This window comes from Collinsella sp. CLA-ER-H3 (assembly GCF_040092425.1).
Lineage (GTDB): Bacteria > Actinomycetota > Coriobacteriia > Coriobacteriales > Coriobacteriaceae > Collinsella.
The window spans coordinates 252526-275237 of the sequence record NZ_JBBNLP010000004.1 but is presented as its reverse complement, the minus strand read 5'-3'; the positions used below and the strand labels follow the sequence as shown (position 1 = coordinate 275237).

The 22712-nt window shown below is 60.1% G+C and carries 20 protein-coding genes, 2 tRNA genes and 1 pseudogene; 22 read left to right on the top strand and 1 reads right to left on the bottom strand.

Annotated features, from left to right (window positions below):
* The 18 genes and pseudogenes from AAAX32_RS05250 to AAAX32_RS05165 all read left to right on the top strand — a co-directional run.
* Positions 1-290 (top strand): annotated as a pseudogene (locus tag AAAX32_RS05250) (hypothetical protein); the annotation flags it as partial.
* 54 nt (positions 291-344) lie between these two features.
* Positions 345-650, top strand: coding sequence for a hypothetical protein (locus AAAX32_RS05245; RefSeq protein WP_346979655.1), 306 nt, complete (start codon positions 345-347; stop codon positions 648-650).
* 366 nt (positions 651-1016) lie between these two features.
* Positions 1017-1442: a 50S ribosomal protein L31 gene (gene rpmE, locus AAAX32_RS05240; RefSeq protein ID WP_006235303.1), complete on the top strand. Its 426-nt coding sequence runs from the start codon at positions 1017-1019 to the stop codon at positions 1440-1442.
* A gap of 307 nt (positions 1443-1749) precedes the next feature.
* Positions 1750-4557 (top strand): preprotein translocase subunit SecA, encoded by a 2808-nt coding sequence (secA, locus tag AAAX32_RS05235; RefSeq protein ID WP_349100196.1) that lies wholly within the window; start codon positions 1750-1752, stop codon positions 4555-4557.
* Positions 4557-5705 (top strand): peptide chain release factor 2, encoded by a 1149-nt coding sequence (gene prfB, locus AAAX32_RS05230; protein WP_271740608.1) that lies wholly within the window; start codon positions 4557-4559, stop codon positions 5703-5705. The genes secA and prfB overlap by 1 nt, the downstream gene beginning before the upstream one ends.
* 165 nt (positions 5706-5870) lie before the next feature.
* Positions 5871-6761 carry a YitT family protein gene (locus AAAX32_RS05225; protein WP_035137417.1) on the top strand — a complete coding sequence of 297 codons (891 nt, stop codon included), beginning with the start codon at positions 5871-5873 and terminating at the stop codon, positions 6759-6761.
* A gap of 207 nt (positions 6762-6968) precedes the next feature.
* Entirely contained in the window at positions 6969-7799 is an 831-nt protein-coding gene (locus AAAX32_RS05220) for a transketolase (protein WP_006235308.1), read from the top strand.
* A 1-nt stretch (position 7800) separates the two neighbouring features.
* Positions 7801-8742: a transketolase family protein gene (locus AAAX32_RS05215; RefSeq protein WP_349100195.1), complete on the top strand. Its 942-nt coding sequence runs from the start codon at positions 7801-7803 to the stop codon at positions 8740-8742.
* 451 nt (positions 8743-9193) lie between these two features.
* Positions 9194-10414 carry a cell division ATP-binding protein FtsE gene (gene ftsE, locus AAAX32_RS05210; protein ID WP_349100194.1) on the top strand — a complete coding sequence of 407 codons (1221 nt, stop codon included), beginning with the start codon at positions 9194-9196 and terminating at the stop codon, positions 10412-10414.
* Complete coding sequence (gene ftsX / locus AAAX32_RS05205; protein WP_006235311.1) at positions 10401-11321, top strand: permease-like cell division protein FtsX; 921 nt, start codon at positions 10401-10403, stop codon at positions 11319-11321. The genes ftsE and ftsX overlap by 14 nt, the downstream gene beginning before the upstream one ends.
* Before the next feature lie 191 nt (positions 11322-11512).
* A complete protein-coding gene (locus AAAX32_RS05200; protein WP_349100193.1) occupies positions 11513-13648 on the top strand; it encodes an RNB domain-containing ribonuclease in 2136 nt (711 codons plus the stop codon).
* Positions 13649-13825: 177 nt separating this feature from the next.
* Entirely contained in the window at positions 13826-14431 is a 606-nt protein-coding gene (locus AAAX32_RS05195) for a recombinase family protein (RefSeq protein WP_117638065.1), read from the top strand.
* Positions 14432-14535: 104 nt separating this feature from the next.
* Positions 14536-15117, top strand: coding sequence for a VanZ family protein (locus tag AAAX32_RS05190; RefSeq protein WP_158556474.1), 582 nt, complete (start codon positions 14536-14538; stop codon positions 15115-15117).
* A gap of 204 nt (positions 15118-15321) precedes the next feature.
* Positions 15322-16173, top strand: a complete 852-nt coding sequence (locus tag AAAX32_RS05185; RefSeq protein WP_117655743.1) for a MurR/RpiR family transcriptional regulator — start codon at positions 15322-15324, stop codon at positions 16171-16173.
* Between the two features lie 10 nt (positions 16174-16183).
* The gene (gene murQ, locus AAAX32_RS05180) at positions 16184-17107 is read left to right on the top strand and encodes an N-acetylmuramic acid 6-phosphate etherase (RefSeq protein ID WP_349100192.1); all 924 of its coding nucleotides are present in this window, start codon (positions 16184-16186) and stop codon (positions 17105-17107) included.
* A gap of 57 nt (positions 17108-17164) precedes the next feature.
* Positions 17165-18595, top strand: a complete 1431-nt coding sequence (locus AAAX32_RS05175; RefSeq protein WP_349100191.1) for a PTS transporter subunit EIIC — start codon at positions 17165-17167, stop codon at positions 18593-18595.
* 117 nt (positions 18596-18712) lie between these two features.
* Positions 18713-19765 (top strand): MupG family TIM beta-alpha barrel fold protein, encoded by a 1053-nt coding sequence (locus tag AAAX32_RS05170; protein WP_349100189.1) that lies wholly within the window; start codon positions 18713-18715, stop codon positions 19763-19765.
* A gap of 92 nt (positions 19766-19857) precedes the next feature.
* Positions 19858-20217: an arsenate reductase family protein gene (locus AAAX32_RS05165; protein WP_117638063.1), complete on the top strand. Its 360-nt coding sequence runs from the start codon at positions 19858-19860 to the stop codon at positions 20215-20217.
* A gap of 72 nt (positions 20218-20289) precedes the next feature.
* Here AAAX32_RS05165 and AAAX32_RS05160 read toward each other — a convergent pair whose 3' ends face one another.
* Positions 20290-20700 carry a hypothetical protein gene (locus AAAX32_RS05160; RefSeq protein WP_117564211.1) on the bottom strand — a complete coding sequence of 137 codons (411 nt, stop codon included), beginning with the start codon at positions 20698-20700 and terminating at the stop codon, positions 20290-20292.
* A 266-nt stretch (positions 20701-20966) separates the two neighbouring features.
* On the opposite strand from AAAX32_RS05160, the gene AAAX32_RS05155 reads away from it, so the two are divergent.
* The 4 genes from AAAX32_RS05155 (at position 20967) to smpB (ending at position 22609) form a co-directional block, all read left to right on the top strand.
* Positions 20967-21040 (top strand) — tRNA-Gln (locus tag AAAX32_RS05155).
* Positions 21041-21057: 17 nt separating this feature from the next.
* A tRNA-Glu gene (locus AAAX32_RS05150) sits at positions 21058-21134 on the top strand.
* Positions 21135-21231: 97 nt separating this feature from the next.
* Positions 21232-22149, top strand: a complete 918-nt coding sequence (locus tag AAAX32_RS05145) for a hypothetical protein (protein ID WP_349100188.1) — start codon at positions 21232-21234, stop codon at positions 22147-22149.
* A complete protein-coding gene (gene smpB, locus AAAX32_RS05140; protein WP_006235325.1) occupies positions 22139-22609 on the top strand; it encodes an SsrA-binding protein SmpB in 471 nt (156 codons plus the stop codon). The genes AAAX32_RS05145 and smpB overlap by 11 nt, the downstream gene beginning before the upstream one ends.
* The last annotated feature ends 103 nt before the right edge of the window (positions 22610-22712 follow it).

Here is a 22712-nt window from a genome sequence, read left to right as displayed (position 1 = left end):
AGCAGCAGGTAAAGCTTGCCATGGCGATATCGACCGATTGCCCGTACCTCATCCTCGATGAACCGCTGAACGGCCTCGATCCGGGAAAACGGAAAACCTCCTGCGACGCGATGCGCAGCGAGGTGGCGCGGGGACGAAGCGTGCTCATTTCAAGCCATCTACTCGACGACCTGGCAGACCTTACCAACTCGTTCTACTTCATCGAAGCCGGCACGCTCGTGGAAAAGATCAAGTCGTCCTCGCAGACGCTCAAGCAGGAATACCTCGATACATACGAAGTAGGTGAATGACATGAAACTATTTGAACAGCTGAAGTTGAACAGCTGAAGTCCAATGCGTCGCGCATGGCTGTCTACGCCATCCTCGTGGCAACGGCTTTATGCGGAATCGCGGCACCCGTCTATGCGCTCAACGGGGAGAAAGGCGATGTCGAACCCGCGTACATGGCTTCGACGGTTAAGGACCGGTACAAGGCCTTCTCTGGAGACACGTTTTACGTAGCAGAGTACGACACGACCTACCGTCAGCTTCGCTACAACAAGGGCTACGACTATCTAGGCGCAGAGGCAATCAGCTATACGTCGGGTTGGTACCGCTCCAACTATGGACACATAACCCAGTTCAAGTGTAACTACCGTGTGTACAACTAAAGCAACCGGCCGGGACGAGGGGTGACGCAAAAGCGTCGACCCTCGTTTTAACCATGTCAACTGAACCTAGTTCAGTTTGGTTGATTTCCGATCTCAGCCGAACACATTGAGCGGAAAGGCCGTTCCCGCAGTCAGTCGAACGTCCCCGGGGCCCTTCTCAGGCCCCGGGGACGGCATTTTCCCAGTTGAAGGAACGGTGGAGATGTGTTTCGATGGGTCAGATTCGTGTCGTTCCGAAAAGACCGTGAACCTTTTGTGGGACGCGCGGCGCCGTGGTACCATAGCCGAGTTTGTTGTCTTGGTCGGAAACCAAGACGCCTTATGCGCTGATCGGTAACCAGCGCCTGACCAATAAGGAGTCCTACCATGAAGCAGGGTATCCATCCCCAGTATGTCGAGTGCACGGTGACGTGCTCCTGCGGCAACACCTTCAAGACGCACGCTACCGTGTCCGAGATGAAGGTCGAGCTTTGCAACGAGTGCCACCCGTTCTACACCGGCCAGCAGAAGTTCGTCGACACCGGTGGACGCGTCCAGCGCTTCGCCGACAAGTTCGGTGGCGCCGCTGCCGCCCAGCTCAAGAAGGCCGAGGAGGCCAAGGCTGCCAAGGCTGCCAAGGCTGCTGAGGCCGAGGCCGCTCGCAAGGCCGCCGCTGAGGCTAAGGCTGCCGAGAAGGCTAAGCGTGCCGCTAAGTTCGCCGAGGAGGCTGCTAAGCAGGCCGCCGAGGCTCCCGCAGAGGCTCCCGTCGAGGAGGCCGCTGCTGAGGCCGAGACCACCGAGGCTGCTGAGTAAATAGCTCGCCGCGGAATCGCTCGCATTCATGGCATAAGGGCCGCGCATCCGTTTGGGTGCGTGGCCCTTTTCTTTTTATTGGTGCAAGCTAACCTGCCCCCATTGCACCAAATGGCAGAGAGGCAGCGTTTGCCCAGATAAAACCTGCCAAAATTAACCTGTCCCATTGTGGCAGGTTGGTCGTAGTTATTACGTGGCGGTCGAGGTCGACCGTATAGGCCGCGCCTTGTTTGGCTAAAGTACAATCATCTGTGTTTAACTCGCCCGCAGCTGCACGGCGTGGGCGATGGCCAAAAAGGAAAACCACATGGGATTCATGTCAAAGCTGCTGTCCTTTGGATCCGATAAGGACATTAAGCGCTACTACAAGATCGTCGACCAGATCAACGGTCTTGAGCCCCAGTTTGAGAAGATGACCGAGGAGGAGCTTCGCGGCCAGACCGATAAGTTCCGCGAGCGTTACGCCAACGGCGAGTCGCTCGACGACATGCTCCCCGAGGCCTTTGCCACCGTGCGTGAGGCTTCCAAGCGCACCATGGGTATGCGCCACTTTGACGTGCAGCTCATTGGCGCCATGGCACTGCACGAGGGCCACATCGCCGAGATGAAGACCGGCGAAGGTAAGACCCTCGTCTCCACGTTGGCCGGCTATCTCAACGCTATTGCCGGCAAGGGCGTGCACGTCGTTACTGTCAATGATTACCTTGCCAAGCGTGACTCCGAGTGGATGGGCCGCATCTATACGTACCTGGGCATGACCGTCGGTCTGCTCCAGAACAACATGCCGCTCGAGCTCAAGCGCCCGGCCTACCAGGCCGACGTCACCTACGGTACCAACTCCGAGTTCGGCTTTGATTACCTGCGCGACAACATGGTTACCCGTCCCGAGCAGCGCGTGCAGCGCGGCCACAACTACGCCATCGTCGACGAGGTTGACTCCATCCTGATCGATGAGGCCAGAACGCCGCTCATCATCTCGGGCGCTGGCACCAAGTCCGCCAGTACCTACAAGGACTTCGCGCGTGCCGTGCGTGGCCTTGAGCGCGGCGAGGACGTGTCGCACGACATGCTTACCGCCACCGAGGACGTTGAACCCACGGGCGACTACGTCATGGACGAGGCCAAGCACACCATTGCTGCCACCGAGCGCGGTCTTAAGAAGATCGAGCGCCGCCTGGGTATCGATGACATCTACGCCGACCTTTCGGGTCAGCTGGTCAACCACCTGCAACAGGCGCTGAAGGCCCAGTACATGTTCCACCGCGACAAGCAGTATGTGGTCACCAACGGCGAGGTCAAGATCGTCGACGAGTTCACAGGCCGCATTATGGAAGGCCGCCGCTATTCTGAGGGCCTGCACCAGGCCATCGAGGCCAAAGAGGGCGTGCTCGTACGCGAGGAGAACCAGACCCTGGCCACCATCACCCTGCAGAACTACTTCCGTCTGTATGACAAGCTCTCCGGCATGACCGGCACGGCACTTACCGAGGATGCCGAGTTCCGCGAGATCTACAAGCTGCCCGTCGAGGTTATCCCCTCCAACAAGCCCGTGCAGCGCGTGGACCACGAGGACCTGGTGTACCGCACCATTCAGGCCAAGTACAACGCCGTCGCCGACGATGTCGAGCGTCGCCACGCCAAGGGCCAGCCGGTCCTGGTGGGCACCGTCTCCATCGAGAGCTCCGAGAAGCTGTCCGCCGCCCTTACCAAGCGCGGCATCGCACACGAGGTCCTCAACGCCAAGCACCATGAACGCGAGGCCCATATCGTGGCCCAGGCTGGTCGCTATGGCGCCGTGACCATCGCCACCAACATGGCCGGCCGTGGTACCGACATCTTGCTGGGCGGCAACCCCGACGAGTTGGTGCGCGAGCGCCTGGAGTACGAGGGCCTGACCATGGAGGACGTGACGCCCGAGCAGCTCGAGCAGTTTAACACCGAGGCCAAGGAGACTTGCAAGGCCGAGCGCGAGCGCGTGCTTGCCGCCGGTGGCCTGACCGTCATCGGCACCGAGCGCCATGAGTCCCGTCGTATCGACAACCAGCTGCGCGGCCGCTCCGGCCGTCAGGGCGATCCGGGCGAGACCCAGTTCTACCTGTCGCTCGAGGACGACCTCATGCGCCTGTTCGGCGGCGACAAGATGGACCGCGTCTCCAAGATGATGGTCACGGCCGACATGGGCGACGACATGCCCATCCAGCACAAGATCATCTCCAAGGCCGTCGAGAGCGCCCAGCACAAGGTCGAGAGCATCAACTTCTCCATGCGTAAGAGCGTCCTTGAGTACGACGACGTCATGAACAAGCAGCGCCAGGTCATCTACGCCGAGCGCAATAAGATTCTGGACGGCAAGGACCTGACCGACCACATCACCGAGGTCATGCACGACACCGTGTACCGCTGCGTGCAGGAGTTCTGCACCAAGGACAGTCACGATGGCGAGCGCGACCTGGAGGGCCTGCGCAAGTGGGTTGTGGAGCTCACCGGCCACATCGATACGCCGAAGTTCCCCGACGAGGATTATGAGGCCCTGGCTGCCGATGTCCTGGCTTACGTAGAGAAGTGCTACAACATGAAGGCCGAGCGCTTGGGCGAGGACCTGATGCGCGAACTCAACACCCAGGTCATGCTGCGCGTCATCGATACCCGCTGGATGAACTACCTGCAGGAGATGGACTACCTCAAGACCGGCATCGGCCTGCGCGGCTTTGGCCAGCGCGACCCGCTGGTCGAGTACAAGACCGAGGCCTACGGCGCGTTCCAGATGCTCGTCGACACCATGTACGAGGATTACCTGCGTACGGTTCTGCGCATCGAGATCAAGGCTGCCCCGCGTGCCGTGGAGCACAAGGAGGAGCCCGCGCTCGAGGGTGCGCGCTTCTCCGGTCCTGCCGAGGTCGATGGTGACAACGGCGACTCGGTGCTGCGCAAGCAGGCGCAGGTGCAGGCCCGCACGGCTGTCCAGGGTGGTCCGGCTGCCGTCAACAACGGTGGCAAGGTGACCACCTATCGCAAGTCCGAGAGCGACGATCCGTACGTCAACGTGGGCCGCAACGACCCGTGCCCCTGCGGTAGCGGCAAGAAGTTTAAGTACTGCCACGGTAGGAATCGTTAATGGCTGAGGCTTTAGAGATAACGCCCGCCGAGCTGGACGCGTTCGCGGACCGGCTCGGCGAGGTCGAGTCGTATCTCCACCTGGACGAGAAGCGTACCCGTGTGACCGAGCTCGAGGCCAAAAGTGTTGCCCCTGGCTTTTGGGATGACGCCGACGCCGCCCGTGCCACCATGGAGGAGATCGCGCGTACCAAGGAAGATATCGCTGCCGTGGACACCGCGCGCGGCGAGCTTTCCGATGCCCGCGCCGCGCTGGAGCTTGCCGAGGAGATGGGGGATGACCCCGACGCCGTCGCCCTTCGCGAGGAGGCTACAGCCACGGCTGAGCGCCTGGCCCGTGCCATCGATGAGCTTGAGCTTTCGAGCTGGTTTACCGGTGAGTTCGATCACGGCGATGCCATTGTGACCATCAAGCCCGGACAGGGTGGTCTGGAGGCCCAGGACTGGACCTTCATGCTCTTTAAGATGTACATGAAGTACTGCCAGCGTCGCGGCTGGAAGGTCACCATCAACGACTGTCCCGCAGCCGAGGTCATCGGCATCGACCGCGCGACCTTTACTGTCGAGGGCAAGGACGCATTTGGCATGCTGCGCGCCGAGGCCGGCGTCCACCGCTTGGTTCGCATCAGCCCCACCGACGACAAGAAGCGCCGCCAGACCACGTTTGCCGGCGTCGAGGTCATCCCCGTGCTACCCGATGATATCGACATCGAGATCAGTCCCGATGACATCCGCGTGGACGTGTACCACGCGAGCGGCCCGGGCGGCCAGGGCGTTAACACCACCGACTCCGCCGTGCGCGTGACGCATTTCCCCAGCGGCATTGTGGTCACCTGCCAAAACGAGCGCAGCCAGATCCAGAACAAGGCCGCGTGCATGCAGATCCTCAAGGCCCGCCTGTACGAGATTGAGCTCGAGAAGCGTGCCGAGGCGCTCGATGAGATTCGCGGACCCAAGACCACGATTGGTTTCGGCAACCAGATTCGCAGCTACGTGCTCTACCCGTACCAGATGGTCAAGGATCTGCGCTCGGGTGTGGAGACCAGCAATGTCGAGGCCGTTCTTGACGATGGCGACCTGGACCCGTTTGTTATTGGCTACCATCGCTGGGCCACCGGCAACGCCGATGCAGAAGGCTCGGAGGTCTAAAACATCGGGCGGCTTCAAGCCGATGCCAAGCCCAACGGTTGGACGGGTTTGTATCCAGAATAAACCCTGCGCAGGGGTGGTTTTTGTTCGGCGAATCGTTAGAATCGAATACAGCAAGAAGTTCGAAGCGCATCCGTTTGGGTGCGCTTTTTTGAGGGAGGCAGCATGGCATATCGTCTGGACATCAAGCGCATTCTTTCGATGAACTTTTTTCACGACCTGCCCCAGATTATGTTGGGGTGCGCTCTGGCCGCTATTGCGACCGACCTGTTTTTGATTCCCAACGGCCTTGCTGCCGGTGGCGTTACGGGCCTTGCCACCATTATCCAGGCGGTCGGTGCATCGCGCGGCCTATCGCTTCCCGTCGGTATTCAGACGATCGTGATGAACGCCTTGCTGTTGTTGGTCGTTATGCGCGAGGGCGGCATGTTCTACGTGGTGCAGACCGCGACGGGCTTTGTGCTGCTGGGCTTCTTTACCGATCTGTTCGCCCCGTTTGTAGCACCTCTGGCGGATGCGGACCTGATGCTCCCTGCCATGTGGGGCGGCATTATTACGGGCATCGGTTACGGCATGGTGTTGCGCGCCGGCGCCAACACCGGCGGCTCGGACACGATTGGCCAAATCATCTCGCGTAACACCTCGCTGCCGGTGGGCTCGACCGTCATGGCGATCGATGTTGCCGTGTGTGCGCTGTCGGCTCCGGTCTTTTCAATCGAAAACGCACTGTATGCAGGCCTTTCGATGGTCATTAGCGGCTACGTGATCGATGCCGTGGTCGATGGTGGCAACAAACGCCGTATGGTACTCATCATCTCGGACAAGTTCCCTGATATCGCTGCCGATATCATGTATGGTCTGGGTCGTGGTTGTACCAAGTTTAAGGCGACTGGCATGTATTCGGGTGCCGAGAAGCCGGTGATTATGGTCATCGTGAGCCGTCGAGAGCTCAATACCCTCAAGACGATCGTGCGCGAGCGCGATCCTCACGCCATCGTGACGGTCGCTGACGTTACGGAAGCCTTCGGCGAGGGATTCAAGGACATTAGCGCGTAGGGTCGACCGCCTTCCATCCAAAAGACGTTCACATTGATAAACCGTTTCATCAGCGGTTCTGCCTGCTAAATTGTTCAAATAATGATAAAAACTCTGGTAAAGCCATCAGTTTCCAGCATAATGAATGACGTACGTGCATTGCGGCTGTGTTGGGACGACCTTCTGTGCCGTGCGCATCTTGTCTAAAGAGGATGAAAGGAAGGCACAATGAGCGACGAAGAGCTCAAAAAGGTTGCCAACGAGGTAAGGAAGGGCATCGTCACCGGCGTGCACGCTGCCAAGTCCGGCCATCCGGGCGGTTCGCTCGGCGCTGCCGACATCATGACCTATCTGTACTTTGAGGAAATGAACGTCGACCCGGCCGACCCCCGCAAGGCCGACCGCGATCGCTTCGTGCTTTCCAAGGGTCACTGCGCGCCTGGTCTGTACGCCGTGCTCGCCGAGCGCGGGTTCTTCCCCAAGGAGGATCTCGAGACGCTGCGCCACATCGGCAGCCACCTGCAGGGTCACCCCAACATGAACGACACCCCGGGCGTCGACATGTCCACCGGTTCGCTCGGGCAGGGCATCTCCGCCGCCGTGGGCATGGCCGTTGCCGCCAAGCACTGGGGCGATACTTACCGCACGTACGCCCTGCTGGGCGACGGCGAGAGCGAGGAGGGCCAGGTCTGGGAGGCCGCCATGTTTGCCGGCAACCAGCAGCTCGATAACCTCTGCGTGATCGTCGACCACAACGGCCTGCAGATCGACGGCCCCGTCGAGGAGGTCAACGACCCCATGCCGCTCGCCGACAAGTTCCGCGCCTTTAAGTTCCACGTGGTGGAGCTTGCCGACGGCAACGATTTCGACCAGATCCGCGCCGCCTTTGCCGAGGCTCGCGCCACCAAGGGGCAGCCGACCGCCATTATCGCCGAGACCATGAAGGGCAAGGGCGTTTCCTTTATGGAGAACCAGGTTGGTTGGCACGGCAAGGCCCCCAACGATGAACAGTTTGAGCAGGCCATGGCAGAGCTCACGGCCGCCGGAGAGGAGCTCTAGGATGGCAGACGTCAAAAAAATCGCCACGCGCGTAAGCTACGGCGAGGCCCTCGTCGAGCTCGCCAACGAGCACGATGACTTTGTGGTCCTCGACGCCGACCTGGCCGCCGCCACGCAGACCGGCAAGTTCAAGGCCGCCTGCCCCGACCGCTTCTTCGACGTGGGTATCGCCGAGAGCAACCTGATGGGCGTCGCCGCCGGTATCGCGACCACCGGCCGCGTTGCCTTCGCGAGCACCTTTGCCATGTTCGCCGCCGGCCGCGCTTTTGAGCAGGTCCGTAACTCCATCGGCTACCCGCACCTCAACGTTAAGATTGGTGCCACGCACGCCGGTATCTCGGTGGGCGAGGACGGCGCCACGCACCAGTGCTGCGAGGATATCGCCCTGATGCGCGTCATCCCTGGCATGACTGTGATCGTTCCTGCCGACGACGTCGAGGCCCGCGCGGTGACGCGCGCCGCCTACGAGTGCGACGGTCCGGTGTACATGCGTTTCGCCCGTTTGGCCTCGCCGGTTATTAACGACCCCGAGACCTACAAGTTCGAGTTGGGTAAGGGCATTGTCATGCGCGAGGGCGCCGATGTGACCATCATCGCCTGCGGCCTGATGGTCGGCGAGGCTCTCGAGGCCGCCGAGCAGCTCGCTGTCGAGGGCATCGACGCCGAGGTCATCAACATGCACACCATCAAGCCCATCGATGCCGACCTGATCGTCAAGAGCGCCACCAAGACCGGCTACGTCGTGACCGTCGAGGAGCACTCCGTGATCGGCGGCCTGGGCAGCGCCGTTGCCGACGTCCTGTGCGAGCAGTGCCCGACGCCCCTCAAGAAGATCGGCGTCAACGACACCTTCGGTGAGTCTGGTCCGGGTGCCGAGCTCTTGCACAAGTATGGCCTGGACGCCGCCAACATCGTGGCGACCACCAAGGAGTTCTTGGCATAAGGCAAGACGAGGCAAAGTATCGTCTCAACAACCACATCCAAGCCAGAACAGGGGCATCCCCAAAGAGGGCGCCCCTGTTTTTGTTGAATTTAAATTAGAGTCCTGCCAAGCAAAGGTCCCATGGGGAAACGGGCCCATCCCAACAAAGTGCAATTCAGACCCTTCCAACTTTGTATGCGCAGCATCTCAAGTTGGTGCGTCGGTCCCATAGTAGCCGCAGGCCGGGCGCAGGGTTACCTCCCAAATCTTTCCGCAGCGCAGGCCGGCGTTTGTCCGCAGCTCCGCAGGAGCAGGACAAATGCCGGCCATGCGCGAGGACGATTTGGGAGGTAACCCTGCGCCCGGCCGGTGGGATCCCAAAGCCCGCCATGCTTCTTATGTGCAGCAAAGCTAATGCTGCTAAAATGTAAAGCGCTCATGTAGTTTAAACGCACGACGATAAGGAGCACCAGTGGGTAACCACTTCCGTACCTCCGGTGCGGGCGATGATGCCCCCAAGACGCAGGCAGGCGTCCAGGGCAGTCGTTTCGCCACTCCGGATTCAGAGGGCCAGCCTGTTGCTCAGGTCCCCGCTCAGCCGGCAGATCAGGCACAGCCGGCATCCGATCCCTTTGCCTACAATCCAACCAGCGATGTCGCGCTTTCCGGCGCGGCGGGTTTTGAGCCCGTTCAGGCCGTGACCGCTCGCGTGGAGCAGCCTCAGGCTGGCGCCGCCACGCCGCAGCCTACCATGGCCGGCATTCCCGACCCCATGGCCCCTGCGACGCCGGCTCCTCAGCCTGCGCAGTCCGGTCTCTTTGCCGCTATTCCCGACCCCACGCAGCCTGCTGCCCCGGTGGTCGAGAGCGATCAGGCCGCCGAGGTCGCAAGCCTCGATAACGCGCTCAACAACCCCGATTTTACGTCGGTGTTTGCGCCCATCGATCCGCAGGCCAGCCGCAAGAAGATGGCCAAGCAGGCCGGTGTCGAGCCCGTCATCCTTATGGAGCATGTCACCAAGATCTATCCGGCACAGCCCAACAAGCCTGCACTCGACGACATCAACATCGCGATCTATCCGGGCGAGTTCGTCTTCCTGGTCGGTCACTCCGGCTCGGGTAAGACCACGCTGCTGTCGACGCTCAACCGCGACGTCAAGCCGACGAGCGGCCGCATCCTGGTTGCCGGTCAGGACCTCATGAAGATCAAGAACCGCAAGGTTCCGTTCCTGCGCCGCCAGATTGGCGCCGTGTTCCAGGACTTTAAGCTTCTGCCGCAAAAGACCGCCTACGAAAACGTGGCGTTTGCCCTGCAGTGCATCGGCAAGCCCAAGGGCGTCATTCGCAGCCAGGTGCCCGAGGTGCTGCGTCTGGTCGGTCTGGCCGATCAGATGGACTCGCTGCCCGACCAGCTTTCCGGTGGCGAGCAGCAGCGCGTTGCCGTCGCCCGCGCTATGGTCAACCGTCCGACGCTGCTGATTTGCGACGAGCCCACGGGTAACCTCGACCCGGCGATCTCGCTGGGCATCATGAAGCTGCTCGAGCGTATTAACCGCACCGGCACCACCGTGATCGTCGCCACGCACGACCGCGAGATGGTCGATAGCATGCACCGTCGCGTGATCGCCCTCGAGGGCGGCCACGTTATCCGCGACCAGGAGAGGGGAGGTTACGGCAACTATGGCACCAACTAACGTAGGCTACTCCTTCAAAGAGGCAATCAGCCACTTCTTCCGTAACTGGACTACCTCGCTCGGCGCCGTCATCACGATCTTCCTTTCGCTGTTTATCATCGGCCTGTTTATCATGGGCTCTGCGATGCTGAACTCCGTGATCGGCACCGTCGAGGATCAGGTTGTCATCAACGCGTTCATTAGTGATGACGCCGATCAGGCTGATGTTCAGGCTTTTGAGGCCGAGCTTAAGACGTGGAATAACGTCAAGTCCGTGACCTATAAGGACAAGGACGACGCGCTGGCCGAGTATACGAGCAAGATGTCGGGCAACGCCGACGCCACCATGAGCGCGCTCGATGGCCAGAACCCGCTGCCGGCTTCCTTCGCTATTGAGATGGACGATCCGTCCAAGGTCGAGAGCACGGCAGAGAAGCTCAAGAAGGATGCCGATTTCCAGAAGATCGCGGATGACGGCGACGTCAACGCGAGCGTGCTGTACGGCCAGGAGGAAGTGAGCCGCCTGTTCCAGGTGACCAACTACATCCGCATCGCCGCCGTGGTGCTCGTTGGCCTTCTGACCTTTATCGCATTCATCTTCATCAACAACACGATTCGCCTGTCCATCACGGCGCGTCGTCGTGAGATTGCGATTATGCGTCTGGTCGGCGCCAGCAACGGCTTCATTCGCGGCCCGTTTATCACCGAGGGCGTACTGCAGGCCATTTTGGGCTCGCTGCTTTCCATCGGCGTTCTGGAGCTGCTGCGCAACCTGATGATTCCGCGTCTGCAGGAGAGCATCGGCTGGATGTCGTTTGCCCTGCCGATGCAGTACTACCTGGTGACCTATGCTGCGCTGATTCTGGTCGGCGTGATTATCGGTCTCTTTGGTTCTGCCATCGCCATGCGCCGCTACCTGCGCGTGTAGGCATGCCTGGAATTCATCCCTTCCAACGGGTCGTCTCTTATGGGGCGGCCCGTTTTTTGATCCCTAGGGGACGAAGGAAACGGATCATCGTGACGCTGGTCTATCTATATGATTCGCAATCCTGCCGTCCCCTAGGGATCATTTGGGTAGACTCTTGGGATGTAAACGGCAATCGATAGTTAGGAGGCGCCATGGGGCGCAATAACAAGCATAAGCGTGGAGCTCGCAATAAGCGCGGGCCGGTGCGCAGCGAACGCCGTCCGAGCCTGACCGGGCGCGTGCAGCTCCATGAGCACAGTGCCTATGTCATAACCGAGAATGGCGACTACAAGGTCATGGGCCGCGGTAAGCGCGAGATCATGGATGGCGATACCGTTGCCGTGAGCATTAAGAACAGCCCGCACGGTGAGCGGCGCGCCGTGATCGAAAGCGTGGTTGAGCGTGCAGCTATAAGCGTGGTGGGCACGTACCAGACCGCCGGTCCGCTCGGTGTGATTGAGCCGCTCGATTCGCGCCTGAAGGCCGACTTCTTCATTTTGCCCGAGGATACCTCGGCGGATCGTCTGGGTGTCCACCCGGGTGATGCTGTTGTCGCGCGCATTTTGACCTACCCGACGCGCCTGGAATCGGGCACCGTGACGATCGAACGCCGCATTGGCGGAGATGACGCGCCCGATTTGGGCGTTCAATATGTGATGGCGCGTTACGGCTATACCGATAGCTATCCCGAGGCCGCGCTAGACGAGGCCGAGGGGCTTTCGCTCGATGTGTCCGCGGCGCTTAAGGACCCGCTCCGCCGCGATCTGCGCGACCGCTTTGTCATCACGATCGACCCGGTCGACGCGCGCGACTTCGACGATGCCATTTCGCTGGAGCGCACGCCCGAGGGTGGCTACAAGCTGGGTGTGCATATCGCCGACGTTTCACACTATGTGGCTTGGGACGGGCATATCGATCTTGAGGCTCGCCATCGTACGACATCGGTGTATCTGGCCGATCGCGTGCTTCCCATGCTGCCCGAACGCCTGTCCTGTGACCTGTGCTCGCTTCGCCCTGACGAGGACCGTCTTGCGTTTACCGTCGATATCGAGCTCGATGAGCAGGGTCGCGTGCGGCATTACGATCCGTACCCCAGCGTGATTCGCTCGCGTGTGCGTATGGACTATGACGGCGCCGAGGCGCTGCTGGTGCGTGCCGGCGCGGTTGAGTATTCGGTGCTGGAGGGTGCAGCCGAGGATGTTGCGGCTGCCGAGACCTCGCGCGAGGAAGCGCTTGAGCGCGGTCTTGCGTGCGAGGAGACCGCCCGCGGCTACAACATCGACCTCGGCGATTTCCTTGTCGCCGCCAACGAACTCGCCGAGCTTCGCCGTCGTATTCGTCGCGCCCGCGGCTCAGTCGATTTTGACACGGCCGAGATTCGCGCTCTATTGGATGAGGACGGAGTGCCCGTGCAGATTGTGGCGCGTGAGCGTTCGTGTGCCACGTCGCTTATCGAGGAAGCCATGCTGCTCGCCAACGAGTGCGTTGCAGAGTGGCTGGCGGACCGTGATATCGAGGCCTGCTATCGCGTGCATGAGGATCCGAGCCCCGATAGCCTGCACGGTGCCGCCGTTGCGCTGGCGCAGCTAGGCATCATCGACGATCGCCGTGCTGCCGGTATTGCCCTGGGGAGTCCCGATGAGCTGCAGGCCGCAGTCGATGCTGCCGCCGGTACGGCCAACGCACCGCTCGTCAACATGCTGCTTCTGCGCAGCATGCAGCTCGCGCTGTACAAGCCGCGCAACGAGGGCCACTTTGCGCTCGCCGCGCCGTGCTACTGTCACTTTACGAGTCCCATCCGTCGCTACCCCGATCTGGTGGTGCACCGCGTGCTCAAACTGCAGTTGGCCTACGAGCAGCTCGGCGGCAAGGACGCCTTGGTCCGTACGCCGCGGCTGATCGGCAAGGGGCGCGAGTCGCTGCCGCGCATTCTGCCGCAGATTTGCCGCGCATGCAGCGATGCCGAGCGCGCGGCAGATGCCGCCAGCCATGCGACACAAAAGATCAAGATTGCCCAGTACTATGAGGACCGTCTGGGCGAGCGCTATGCCGGAACCGTCTCGTGGGTTAGCAGCATGGGCCTCTTTGTGCGCTTGGATCTAACGCAGGTCGAAGGCTTGATTTCGATCAAGAGCCTGGGCAACGAGTGGTTCGAGTTCGACGAGGACGCGCTTACGCTGACGGGCGCCGACACGGGGACTCGTTACGAGCTGGGGCAGCGCGTGATTGTCGAGGTCTCGCGCGTCAATACCACGCGTGGGCACTTGGACTTTAAGCTTATCCATTAGCCAAATCCCGACTCATGGTGGGGGAGCGGAGGGCGGTCTTTCGGGGCCGCCCTCCGCATTTGGATCATGGCTACCTTGCCGTCTGCTCGGCCGCCCGCTTACCTGCTATTTGAGAGGTAAAACCTACCAAAATAAACCTGTCCCTTTTTGGCAGGTTTACAAGAAAGCGGGGATGAGATGGCGACGGTGTATGGTTATGCGCGGGTGAGTTCGCGCGATCAGAATCTTAATCGACAGCTGGATGCGCTGGGCGCCTATGGCGTGGGCTCGGCGAATATTTATGCCGACCATGCGAGCGGCAAGGACTTCGATCGACCGCGCTATCGCGAGCTGCTGCACGTCCTGGGAGACGGGGACGTGCTGGTGGTGCTTTCTATCGACCGACTTGGTCGTAATTACTCCGAGATTCTTGAGGAATGGCGTCGCATTACCAAGGAGCTCGGGGTTGCCATTGTGGTGTTGGACATGCCATTGCTTGACACGCGCGCCAGGGCAAGCGGCACGCCGGATGTGACTAATGCCCTGATTGCCGATATTGTGCTGCAACTGCTGAGCTACGTGGCGCAGGTGGAGCGCGAGAATATCCATCGGCGCCAAGCGGAGGGAATTGCAGCGGCGCGGGCGCGAGGGGTCCGTTTCGGTCGACCTCGCAAGCCGTGCCCTCCTCAGTTTGATCTGGTACGGGATAGCTATGAGGCGGGCGATATTACCCGCAGCCAGGCAGCAAAGTGCCTGGGCGTGTGCGTGGGGACGTTTGATCGCTGGATGCGCGAGGCGGGGTAGGGGTTTGCGTCGCTTTGTCGCTTCCTGTTGCGATTCAAATTTTGATACGATGGCGATGTCATTCGGGGCTACACTCGCTGATATTCAAAAAAGGAGGTAGGCCCTTGGCGCGCGTAAAACAAATAATCGGATGGACCGCGATCGTTCTGTTCGCTGCAACGCTGGCGGGCATCTGGGTGCTGACGGAGCAGAATGCGGTGGAGACGTCGTTGCTGAGCGAGTCCACCGCGCGTGTGGTGGAGGGTCAGGCTACGGGCGTACAGGCTGCCGATGTCGCGGGTGAAGCTCAGACCGAGAACGGGATGACCGGGGGCACCGATTCGGCTGCTTCGAATGTCCGGTCTGGCCGACTTGCTTCCATTCGCATGTGGGTGGGCACGAACGTCCGTCGCGTTGCCCATACCGTAGAGTTTTTCTTCGTCGGATTGTTCGCCTCGGTGGTCGTGGTTTGCTTTTCCAGGCGTCCGTGGAGCGTATGCTCCCGTTGCGTGCCCGTGTTGCTCTTTTGCGCCGTCTGCTCCGTTGGCGATCAGGTACATAAGATCTTTGTTCCTGGCAGGCATTTCGACGTTATCGATTTAGGATTCGATGCTGCGGGCTATGTCACCGCCATGCTGTTGGTATTGCTGGCAGCGGCGTTGGTGCGCTATGCGACTCGGCCGATCGGCGCCCATGCGAGGCGCTAGCCGGTAACAAACCCGTTTCTGATAATGCGACCTTGTTGAATTATTTTGTGTCGCGCGTATTTCCGAGCGGTCGGATTTGAGGGGCGAGCGGTAGAACGCTCGCCCTTTGTGCGCCACGATGCGGCACAATGTACCGTAAAAGCTGTTTGTATCCGGTACGAATCGTTCGTTGGTCTTTAATTCTTCTCAACGGAGGTGTTTGAGATGGCAAACGGATTGCTTTTGCGGCTTCGCGAGCGTGAGCTCAGCGCGAGCCCGGCGGAACGCAATGTCATCGCATATGTAAGCGCTCATCCGCACGAGGTGGTCGGGCTGTCCGTCCGCGGTCTTGCCGATGCCACGTTCTCCTCGCCCTCGAGCATTTTGCGCTTTTGCAAGCGCTTGGGTTTTGCGGGCTACAAGGAGTTCCAGCGCGAACTGATTGCCGAGCTGGCGCTCTTGGGTGACAAGAAAGACGTTGCCCTCGAGGACATCTCCATGGATGACAGCGTCGAACGTATCGTGGGGAAGGTGATGAAAAGCAACGTGCGCACGATCGAAGCGACGGCGCGAACGCTCGATTACACCGTCTTGGAGCGATGTGCGGCCTATCTTAAGCGGGCACGTGCGGTCAATCTGTTCGGTATCGGTGCCTCTCGTTTGGTCGCGCACGATCTGGCGCAAAAGCTCATGCGTGTCGACAAGGAGTGCCATCTGTACGACGACTGGCATGATCAGCTCTTGTGTGCCAAGAACATGCATGAGGGCGATATGGCAATCGCCTTTAGCTACTCGGGCTTGACGCAAGAGGTGCTGGACTGCACCGCCGAGGCTCAACGTCACAACTGTCCCGTTGTGGCCGTTACCAAAGTAGATGGATCATCCAAGCTTGCCACCGTGGCCGATGCCGTGCTCGGCGTCGCTGCGAGTGAACCCTTGGTCCGCAGCGGTGCCATGGCTTCGCGTATGGCCCAGCTTATGGTTGTCGATGCCCTGTACGCTGCTTACGTTGCCAGCGACTACGAACGGGCGACGCATGTCATTAAGCAAAACTACATCGAGAAACAGGAAAGATGAGGTGAATGAAATGCTCGATTTAACAAAATTCACGACCGAACAGCGTAATCAAAGTTCAATGGACCTCGATACGATGACATCGCTGCAAATCGTCACGACGATGAATGATGAGGATCTTCGTGCCGTCCAGTCGGTCACGAAGGTGTTGCCCCAGGTTGCCACAGCAATCGACTGGGCTGCTGAGGCACTCGAGCGCGGCGGGCGCGTCTTTTACATGGGCGCAGGCACCAGCGGTCGTCTGGGTGTACTCGACGCTTCGGAGTGTCCGCCCACGTTTGGCGTGTCACCCGATCTGATTGTCGGGCTCATTGCCGGAGGCGAGACGGCGTTTATCAAGGCTGTCGAAGGTGCCGAAGACAGCGAGGAGCTTGGCGCGAGCGACCTGCGGGAGCGTGGACTCTCGGACAAGGATCTTGTCGTTGGCCTGGCGGCAAGCGGTCGTACTCCCTATGTGGTGGGCGGCCTTGTGTACGCCAAGGCAACTGGGTGCAAGACCATTGCAATTGCCTGCAACCAAGGGTCGAAGATCGGGGAGAGCGCAGATCTTGCCATTGAACCCGTGCCCGGTCCCGAGGTGCTGACCGGCTCAACGAGGCTCAAGGCGGGAACGGTTCAAAAGCTCATTCTCAACATGATTTCGACCGGTGCCATGGTCAAGATCGGCAAGGTATACCAAAACCTGATGGTCGATGTGCAGCAGACGAACGAGAAGTTGGTGGTGCGCGGCCAGAACATCGTGATGGAGGCGACCGGCTGCACGCGCGAGCGCGCTATTCAGGCGCTTGCAGATGCCGGCGGCCACGTAAAAACCGCTATTGTCTCGGTACTGCTGGGCTGCGATGCCGAGCAGGCTGCGGTAGCTCTTGAGCGAGCGAGAGGCCATGTCCGTGCTGCGGTGAGTGGCCATGAGAAGAGCAATGCCGATGCCCAATAGGTGCGCGGCGTGAGCTGATATGACATCCAGACGAGATACCCAATACAAGGAGGAGTTATGACGAACAAAAAGCTGGCTCAAAAGCTGCTGGACCTTTTGGGCGGTAAAGACAACGTGTTGGCAAACGCGGCGTGCATGACGCGCCTGCGCGTGACCGTCAAAGACACGGGCAACGTCGACACGGAGGGTATTAAGGCACTCGACGGCGTGATGGGCTTGGTCGAGGACGACACGATGCAGATCGTGCTGGGTCCGGGCAAGGTGAATAAGGTGCTCGAGGAGTTCTCCAAGCTCACCGGCCTTGCGAAAGGCGTTGCTGACGAGAGCGTGGTTGACGCTGCGGCCACAAACAAGGCCGCGCAGAAGGCAAAGTACGAGTCCAAGCCGGTTCAGGCCTTCCTCAAGAAGATTTCCAATGTCTTCGTCGCCCTGCTTCCCGGCATCATTGCGGCTGGCCTCATCAACGGTATCTGCAACGTCATTAACGTCTCGACGGCAAGCGCGCTTGCAGGCGAGTGGTGGTACCAGGGCATTCGTTCCATGGGCTGGGCCCTGTTTGCCTATCTGCCCATCTTGGTGGGCTATAACGCGGCACGTGAGTTTGGCGGCTCCGCTGCGCTGGGCGGCATCGCCGGCATGATGTGTATCGCCAACAGTGCCATGCCCCTGCTTGCGCCTGGCGCGGCTGATCCTGCCACTGCCATTCTGCTGCCGCTCACCAATGCGCAGTACAACCCCGCAGCGGGCGGCATGATCGCGGCTCTTATCGCTGGCGCATTTTTTGCTTGGATGGAGCGTCAGATTCGCAAGGTTATGCCCAACGCACTCGACACGTTTTTGTCCCCGCTGCTGGTGCTCATCATCGGCGCCTTTGCTCTGATGCTCGTCATCCAGCCGGTTGGCGCATGGCTGACGACTGCCATCTTTAGCGTTTTGACCTTTATCTTCGAGAAGCTGGGCGTCCTGGGCGGCTATATCCTGTCGGCAGGCTTCTTGCCGCTGGTTTCCGTTGGCCTGCATCAGGCGCTCACGCCGATCCACGCTATGCTCAACGATCCCGACGGCGCTACCAAGGGCATCAATTACCTGCTCCCCATCCTTATGATGGCTGGCGGCGGCCAGGTCGGTGCCGGTCTGGCGCTGTACTTTAAGACCAAGAACGCCAAGCTCAAGAAGTACGTCGCAGAGTCCATTCCCGTTGGCATTCTGGGTGTGGGCGAGCCTCTGATGTATGCCGTTACGCTGCCGCTCGTTCGTCCGTTTGTAACGGCCTGCCTGGGTGCCGGATTTGGCGGCGCGCTCGCGGCGCTGCTTCACATCGGCACGGTTTCTCAGGGCGTTTCCGGTCTGTTTGGCCTGCTGATCGTCGTTCCTGGTCAGCAGCTCGGCTACGTTGCCGCTATGCTGCTTGCCTATGCCGCTGGCTTTGTCCTGACGTGGTTCTTTGGCGTCGACGAGCAGAAGATCAATGAGTTCTTTGGCGAGTAGTTTGATATCGCGAGCCGTGTTGCTCGGGGTTCGCGGCGCGCGGCAGATTTCTTGATGCTATGGTTGTGCCGGCGGGGCTAACTGCTCCGCCGGCCTTTTTTAAAGGAGCGTTGTAGCGTGAAAACGGGTATTTCGATTTATCTTTCCAGCCCTTTGCAGGATATTGAGCGGACGATTGAGCGTGGTGCCGCGGCGGGTGCGCGCTACGCGTTCACCTCACTGCATATTCCCGAGGATGGGGGAGCGGCGTATGCCGATAAGGTCCGTCATGTGCTGTCGCTGCTCTCCGCCCGCGGCATTGCGCTCATTGCCGATGTGGGGCCTCGCACGTGCGATTTGCTCGGGCTTGAGCGCATCGAGGACCTGCGCGATCTGGGGTTGGAATACCTTCGTTTGGACTATGGCTTTAGCGCCCAGCGGGTCGCGGAGCTGTCCGGTGTATTTCGCATTGTGGTCAATGCATCGACGGTGAGTTCTGTTGAAATCGCATCGTGGCGTGAGGCCGGTGCCGATGTGACTCGTTTTGCCGCCTGCCACAATTTTTACCCTAAGCCTTATACCGGTTTAGCTCTGGAGGACATTGCTCGGGTGAATCTTTGTCTTGCGGCGCTTGGATTCGAAATCATGGCTTTTGTGCCGGGTGATGCTAACGTTCGCGGGCCAGTATTCGAGGGACTGCCGACGGTCGAGGCGCAGCGCGGTCGCGCGTCAAAGGTTGCCCTCAACATGCTTGAGCTTGCACATGGCGCCGATTGCGACATTGTGTTGGTCGGCGACCCCGATCTTTCCGATGCGGGCTGGACGCAGCTTGCTCATGTTTCCGCCGGATACGTGGACCTGCAATGCGAGCTTGAGCCCGGTTATGCCTATGTACGTGGGCAGATTCATCACGACCGACCCGATTCGAGCACCCTCATCTTTAGGTCTCAGGAGTCGCGTACGACGCTTAAGCCGGATTCCGTGCCGATGGATGCCGGTGCCGGCCTGTCACGAAAGACGGGGTCGATCGCTGTGAGCAATAGCGGCTATGGGCGCTACGAAGGCGAGCTTGAGATTGCGCGGGTCGATCTTCCCGGTGACGAGCGCATGAACGTTGCGGGCCATATCACGCCCGAGGCAATGGAGCTGCTGCCGTTCATCAAACGCGGATTCGGGGTACGGTTCGTTTAGCGTGTGACCCGTGGGCTACAATTGGCCCATCATGCGAAGGCGCCTCGTGTGGCGTGTGCCTGCGTTGGCCGATCTATATTCGGAGGATTTCCATGACCGTACTGTTTGTTGAATATCCCAAGTGCTCGACCTGTAAGAAGGCCAAGGCATGGCTGGACGAACACGGGGTAGAGTATATCGACCGCGATATCGTTTTGGACAATCCCACGGCTGATGAGCTTGCGACCTGGATTGCTCGTTCGGGACTGCCGGTGCGACGCTTCTTTAACTCGTCGGGCATGAAATATCGAGAGCTGGGCCTGAAGGCGCGCCTGGATGCGGGCGTGACGGATCGGGAGTGCTACGAGCTGCTGGCGACCGACGGCATGCTGGTTAAGCGCCCACTGCTGGTAGGCGACGACTTTGCGATTCCCGGCTTTAAGGAATCGGCTTGGGCCGAGGCATTGCTGTAGCGGCTGCGGAAAGTGCGACCCGTTTTGAGTGCTCAGGGTGGGACGTGTTTTCCATCGGCGGGCTCGCTCGGCTCAATCCTCCAACTGCGCCCATTCGTGCGGATCGTAGACCTTTACGTGCTTGTTGGGCTTGCCGCTCCAGTACTCCTCGTCCATAAAGGGCAGATATGCCTGAACGCCGGGGCAGATAAAGGGGATCCGCTGCTGTTGCAGTCGCTCGCGCTGGCGCTGCTCCAGGTGCGCCTCGGATATGACAGTCGGCATACCGGACAGCTCGACGAGGCTTGCCTGGATTCGCTTAAGGTCGGGGAGTCCCGCGTGCCATGACATCCGCATGATCAAAAAGGATGCACGGCGGTATTTTGCCTGCATCACCGTGATGGCGGGGCGCAGAGTGGGATGGATTTTGTCCCGTTCGGGCCAAAGGTCAGCAGTGATCTCGAGGCCCAGGGTCTCCCATAGGTAATCAAGCTCTTCGTCCATGGCGCCTCGATATCTACGTGATCATTGATACTTCGATTGTGTTGCCTGGTGCTATCGTTTTCGCGGTAGAATCTGCCAACGGTTGACGGCTACCGCTCGCGGCGTTTTGCCCTTCGTGTGCAGCGGTCGACTTCACAGGTCCTTCATGTGTTGGCCGTATTTGACTGAATTTCAAAAAAGTCAAAATTGGGGCTTGCGTCACGGCCGGACTTCCCGTATATTTCTTTCTTGCGCAAAGGCACAGCCGAGCGCAGCGATGCAGTCATTGGGATGTCGTCTAATGGCAGGACAGCGGATTCTGGTTCCGTCAATGGGGGTTCGACTCCCTCCATCCCAGCCATTGCATTTGCTACATATGGCCCGTTCGTCTAGCGGTTTAGGACGCCGCCCTCTCAAGGCGGAGATCACCAGTTCGAATCTGGTACGGGCTACCAAAATTGAACGCCCGGGCCTCGTAAGAGACCCGGGTTTTGTGTATTGACCGATATTTAAGGCGCGCGTTGAGTCTGCCGCCCGGACCGAGGAGTTGTCATGGACCTGCCTATCAGCTTGGAAGACATCACGTATGCCGAGAACTATCTGGCGCAGGGCGACCTGGCTACGGCGACGCCGCTGCTGGAGCGTCTGGTGGAGCTTGCCGAGGAGTATATCGACGCTGAATGCAAGACGGAGGAGAAGCGCCAGTACTTTAGCTTCGACAGCAAGTTTGAGCGTCTGGCCTACCGCCGCGTGGAAAAGGATCCGCGCGAGCTGGTGCAGGTCGAGGTGCCCTTTGATCGCCTGTATTCCGACATGGCGTATGCCTACATTCGCCAGCAGGATTATGTGAGTGCTCGGAATGCCCTGATGCAGGCCGTGCGTTGGGATCCCATGAACTGCAACTATCGCTTGGACTTGGCCGAGCTGTTCCGCGCGCTCGAGGACAAGCAGGAGTGGGCATCGCTCTCGTTCTCGGTGCTGGAGCGCGCGAGCGACGGTAAGTGCGCCGCACGCGCCTACACCAATTTGGGTCAGTACTTCTTGGAGCCCGAGACCGAGAACATTTCGGCTGCCGTGGGCTGCGCGCGTCTGGCGCTGCGCCTGGCGCCCAATGATGCGCATACGACGCGCCTGCTCAACAAGATCCATACCACCTATCCGGATGCCGCGGACGAGAGTGACGACCATGTGATGGGTGAGCTCGCCCTGCAGGGCGTGCCGACCTCGCCTTCGGCCGAGATCGCCATCTGCCTGATCATGTGCGCGACCGATGCTGCAAGCGACGGCGACAAGCAGGAGGCTACGCGTCTGACGGTCCGTGCCCGCGACCTGGTGGGCGAGGAGGCATGCGCGGCGATTATCAAGCTGGTGCGCGAGAGCGATGCCGAGCTTAATGCCGAGCGCAGGGCAAAGCGCGAGGCTGCGGGTTCAAACGCCGATGGCGCCAAGGAGGCCGGCGATGCCCAGTAAGCGCGAGCGCAAGCTCATTTCCAAGAATCGCTCGGCACATCACGAGTACTTTATCGATGAGACGTTTGAGTGCGGTATTGAGCTGAGCGGTACCGAGGTCAAGTCGATTCGCGAGCGCGCGTGTCAGATTACCGACACCTTTGCGCTGATTCGTGGCGGGGAGTGTTGGCTCGTCGGCCTGCATATCCACCCTTATAGCCATGGCGGCGTTTGGAATCGCGATCCCGACCGTCGGCGCCGTCTGCTGCTGCACCGCAAGGAGATCGACTTTCTTGACGGCAAACTTCGCAACCGTGGTTATGCGCTGGTTCCGTTGGAGCTCTACTTTAATACCGACGGTCGCGTAAAACTGCTGCTGGGCCTGGGTCGCGGCAAGAAGCTCTACGACAAGCGCGAGGACATGGCCAAGCGTGATGTCCAACGCGAGATCGACCGCGCCCTCAAGGAACGCAACCGCTAGACGCTCTGTATAAGTTGCGGTGGAATGCGGACTGTTTTGCCTGTTTGAGGGACTATTCAGTCCCTATTTCACCGCAGCTGCGGGTGTCTCATCTTTCTTACTG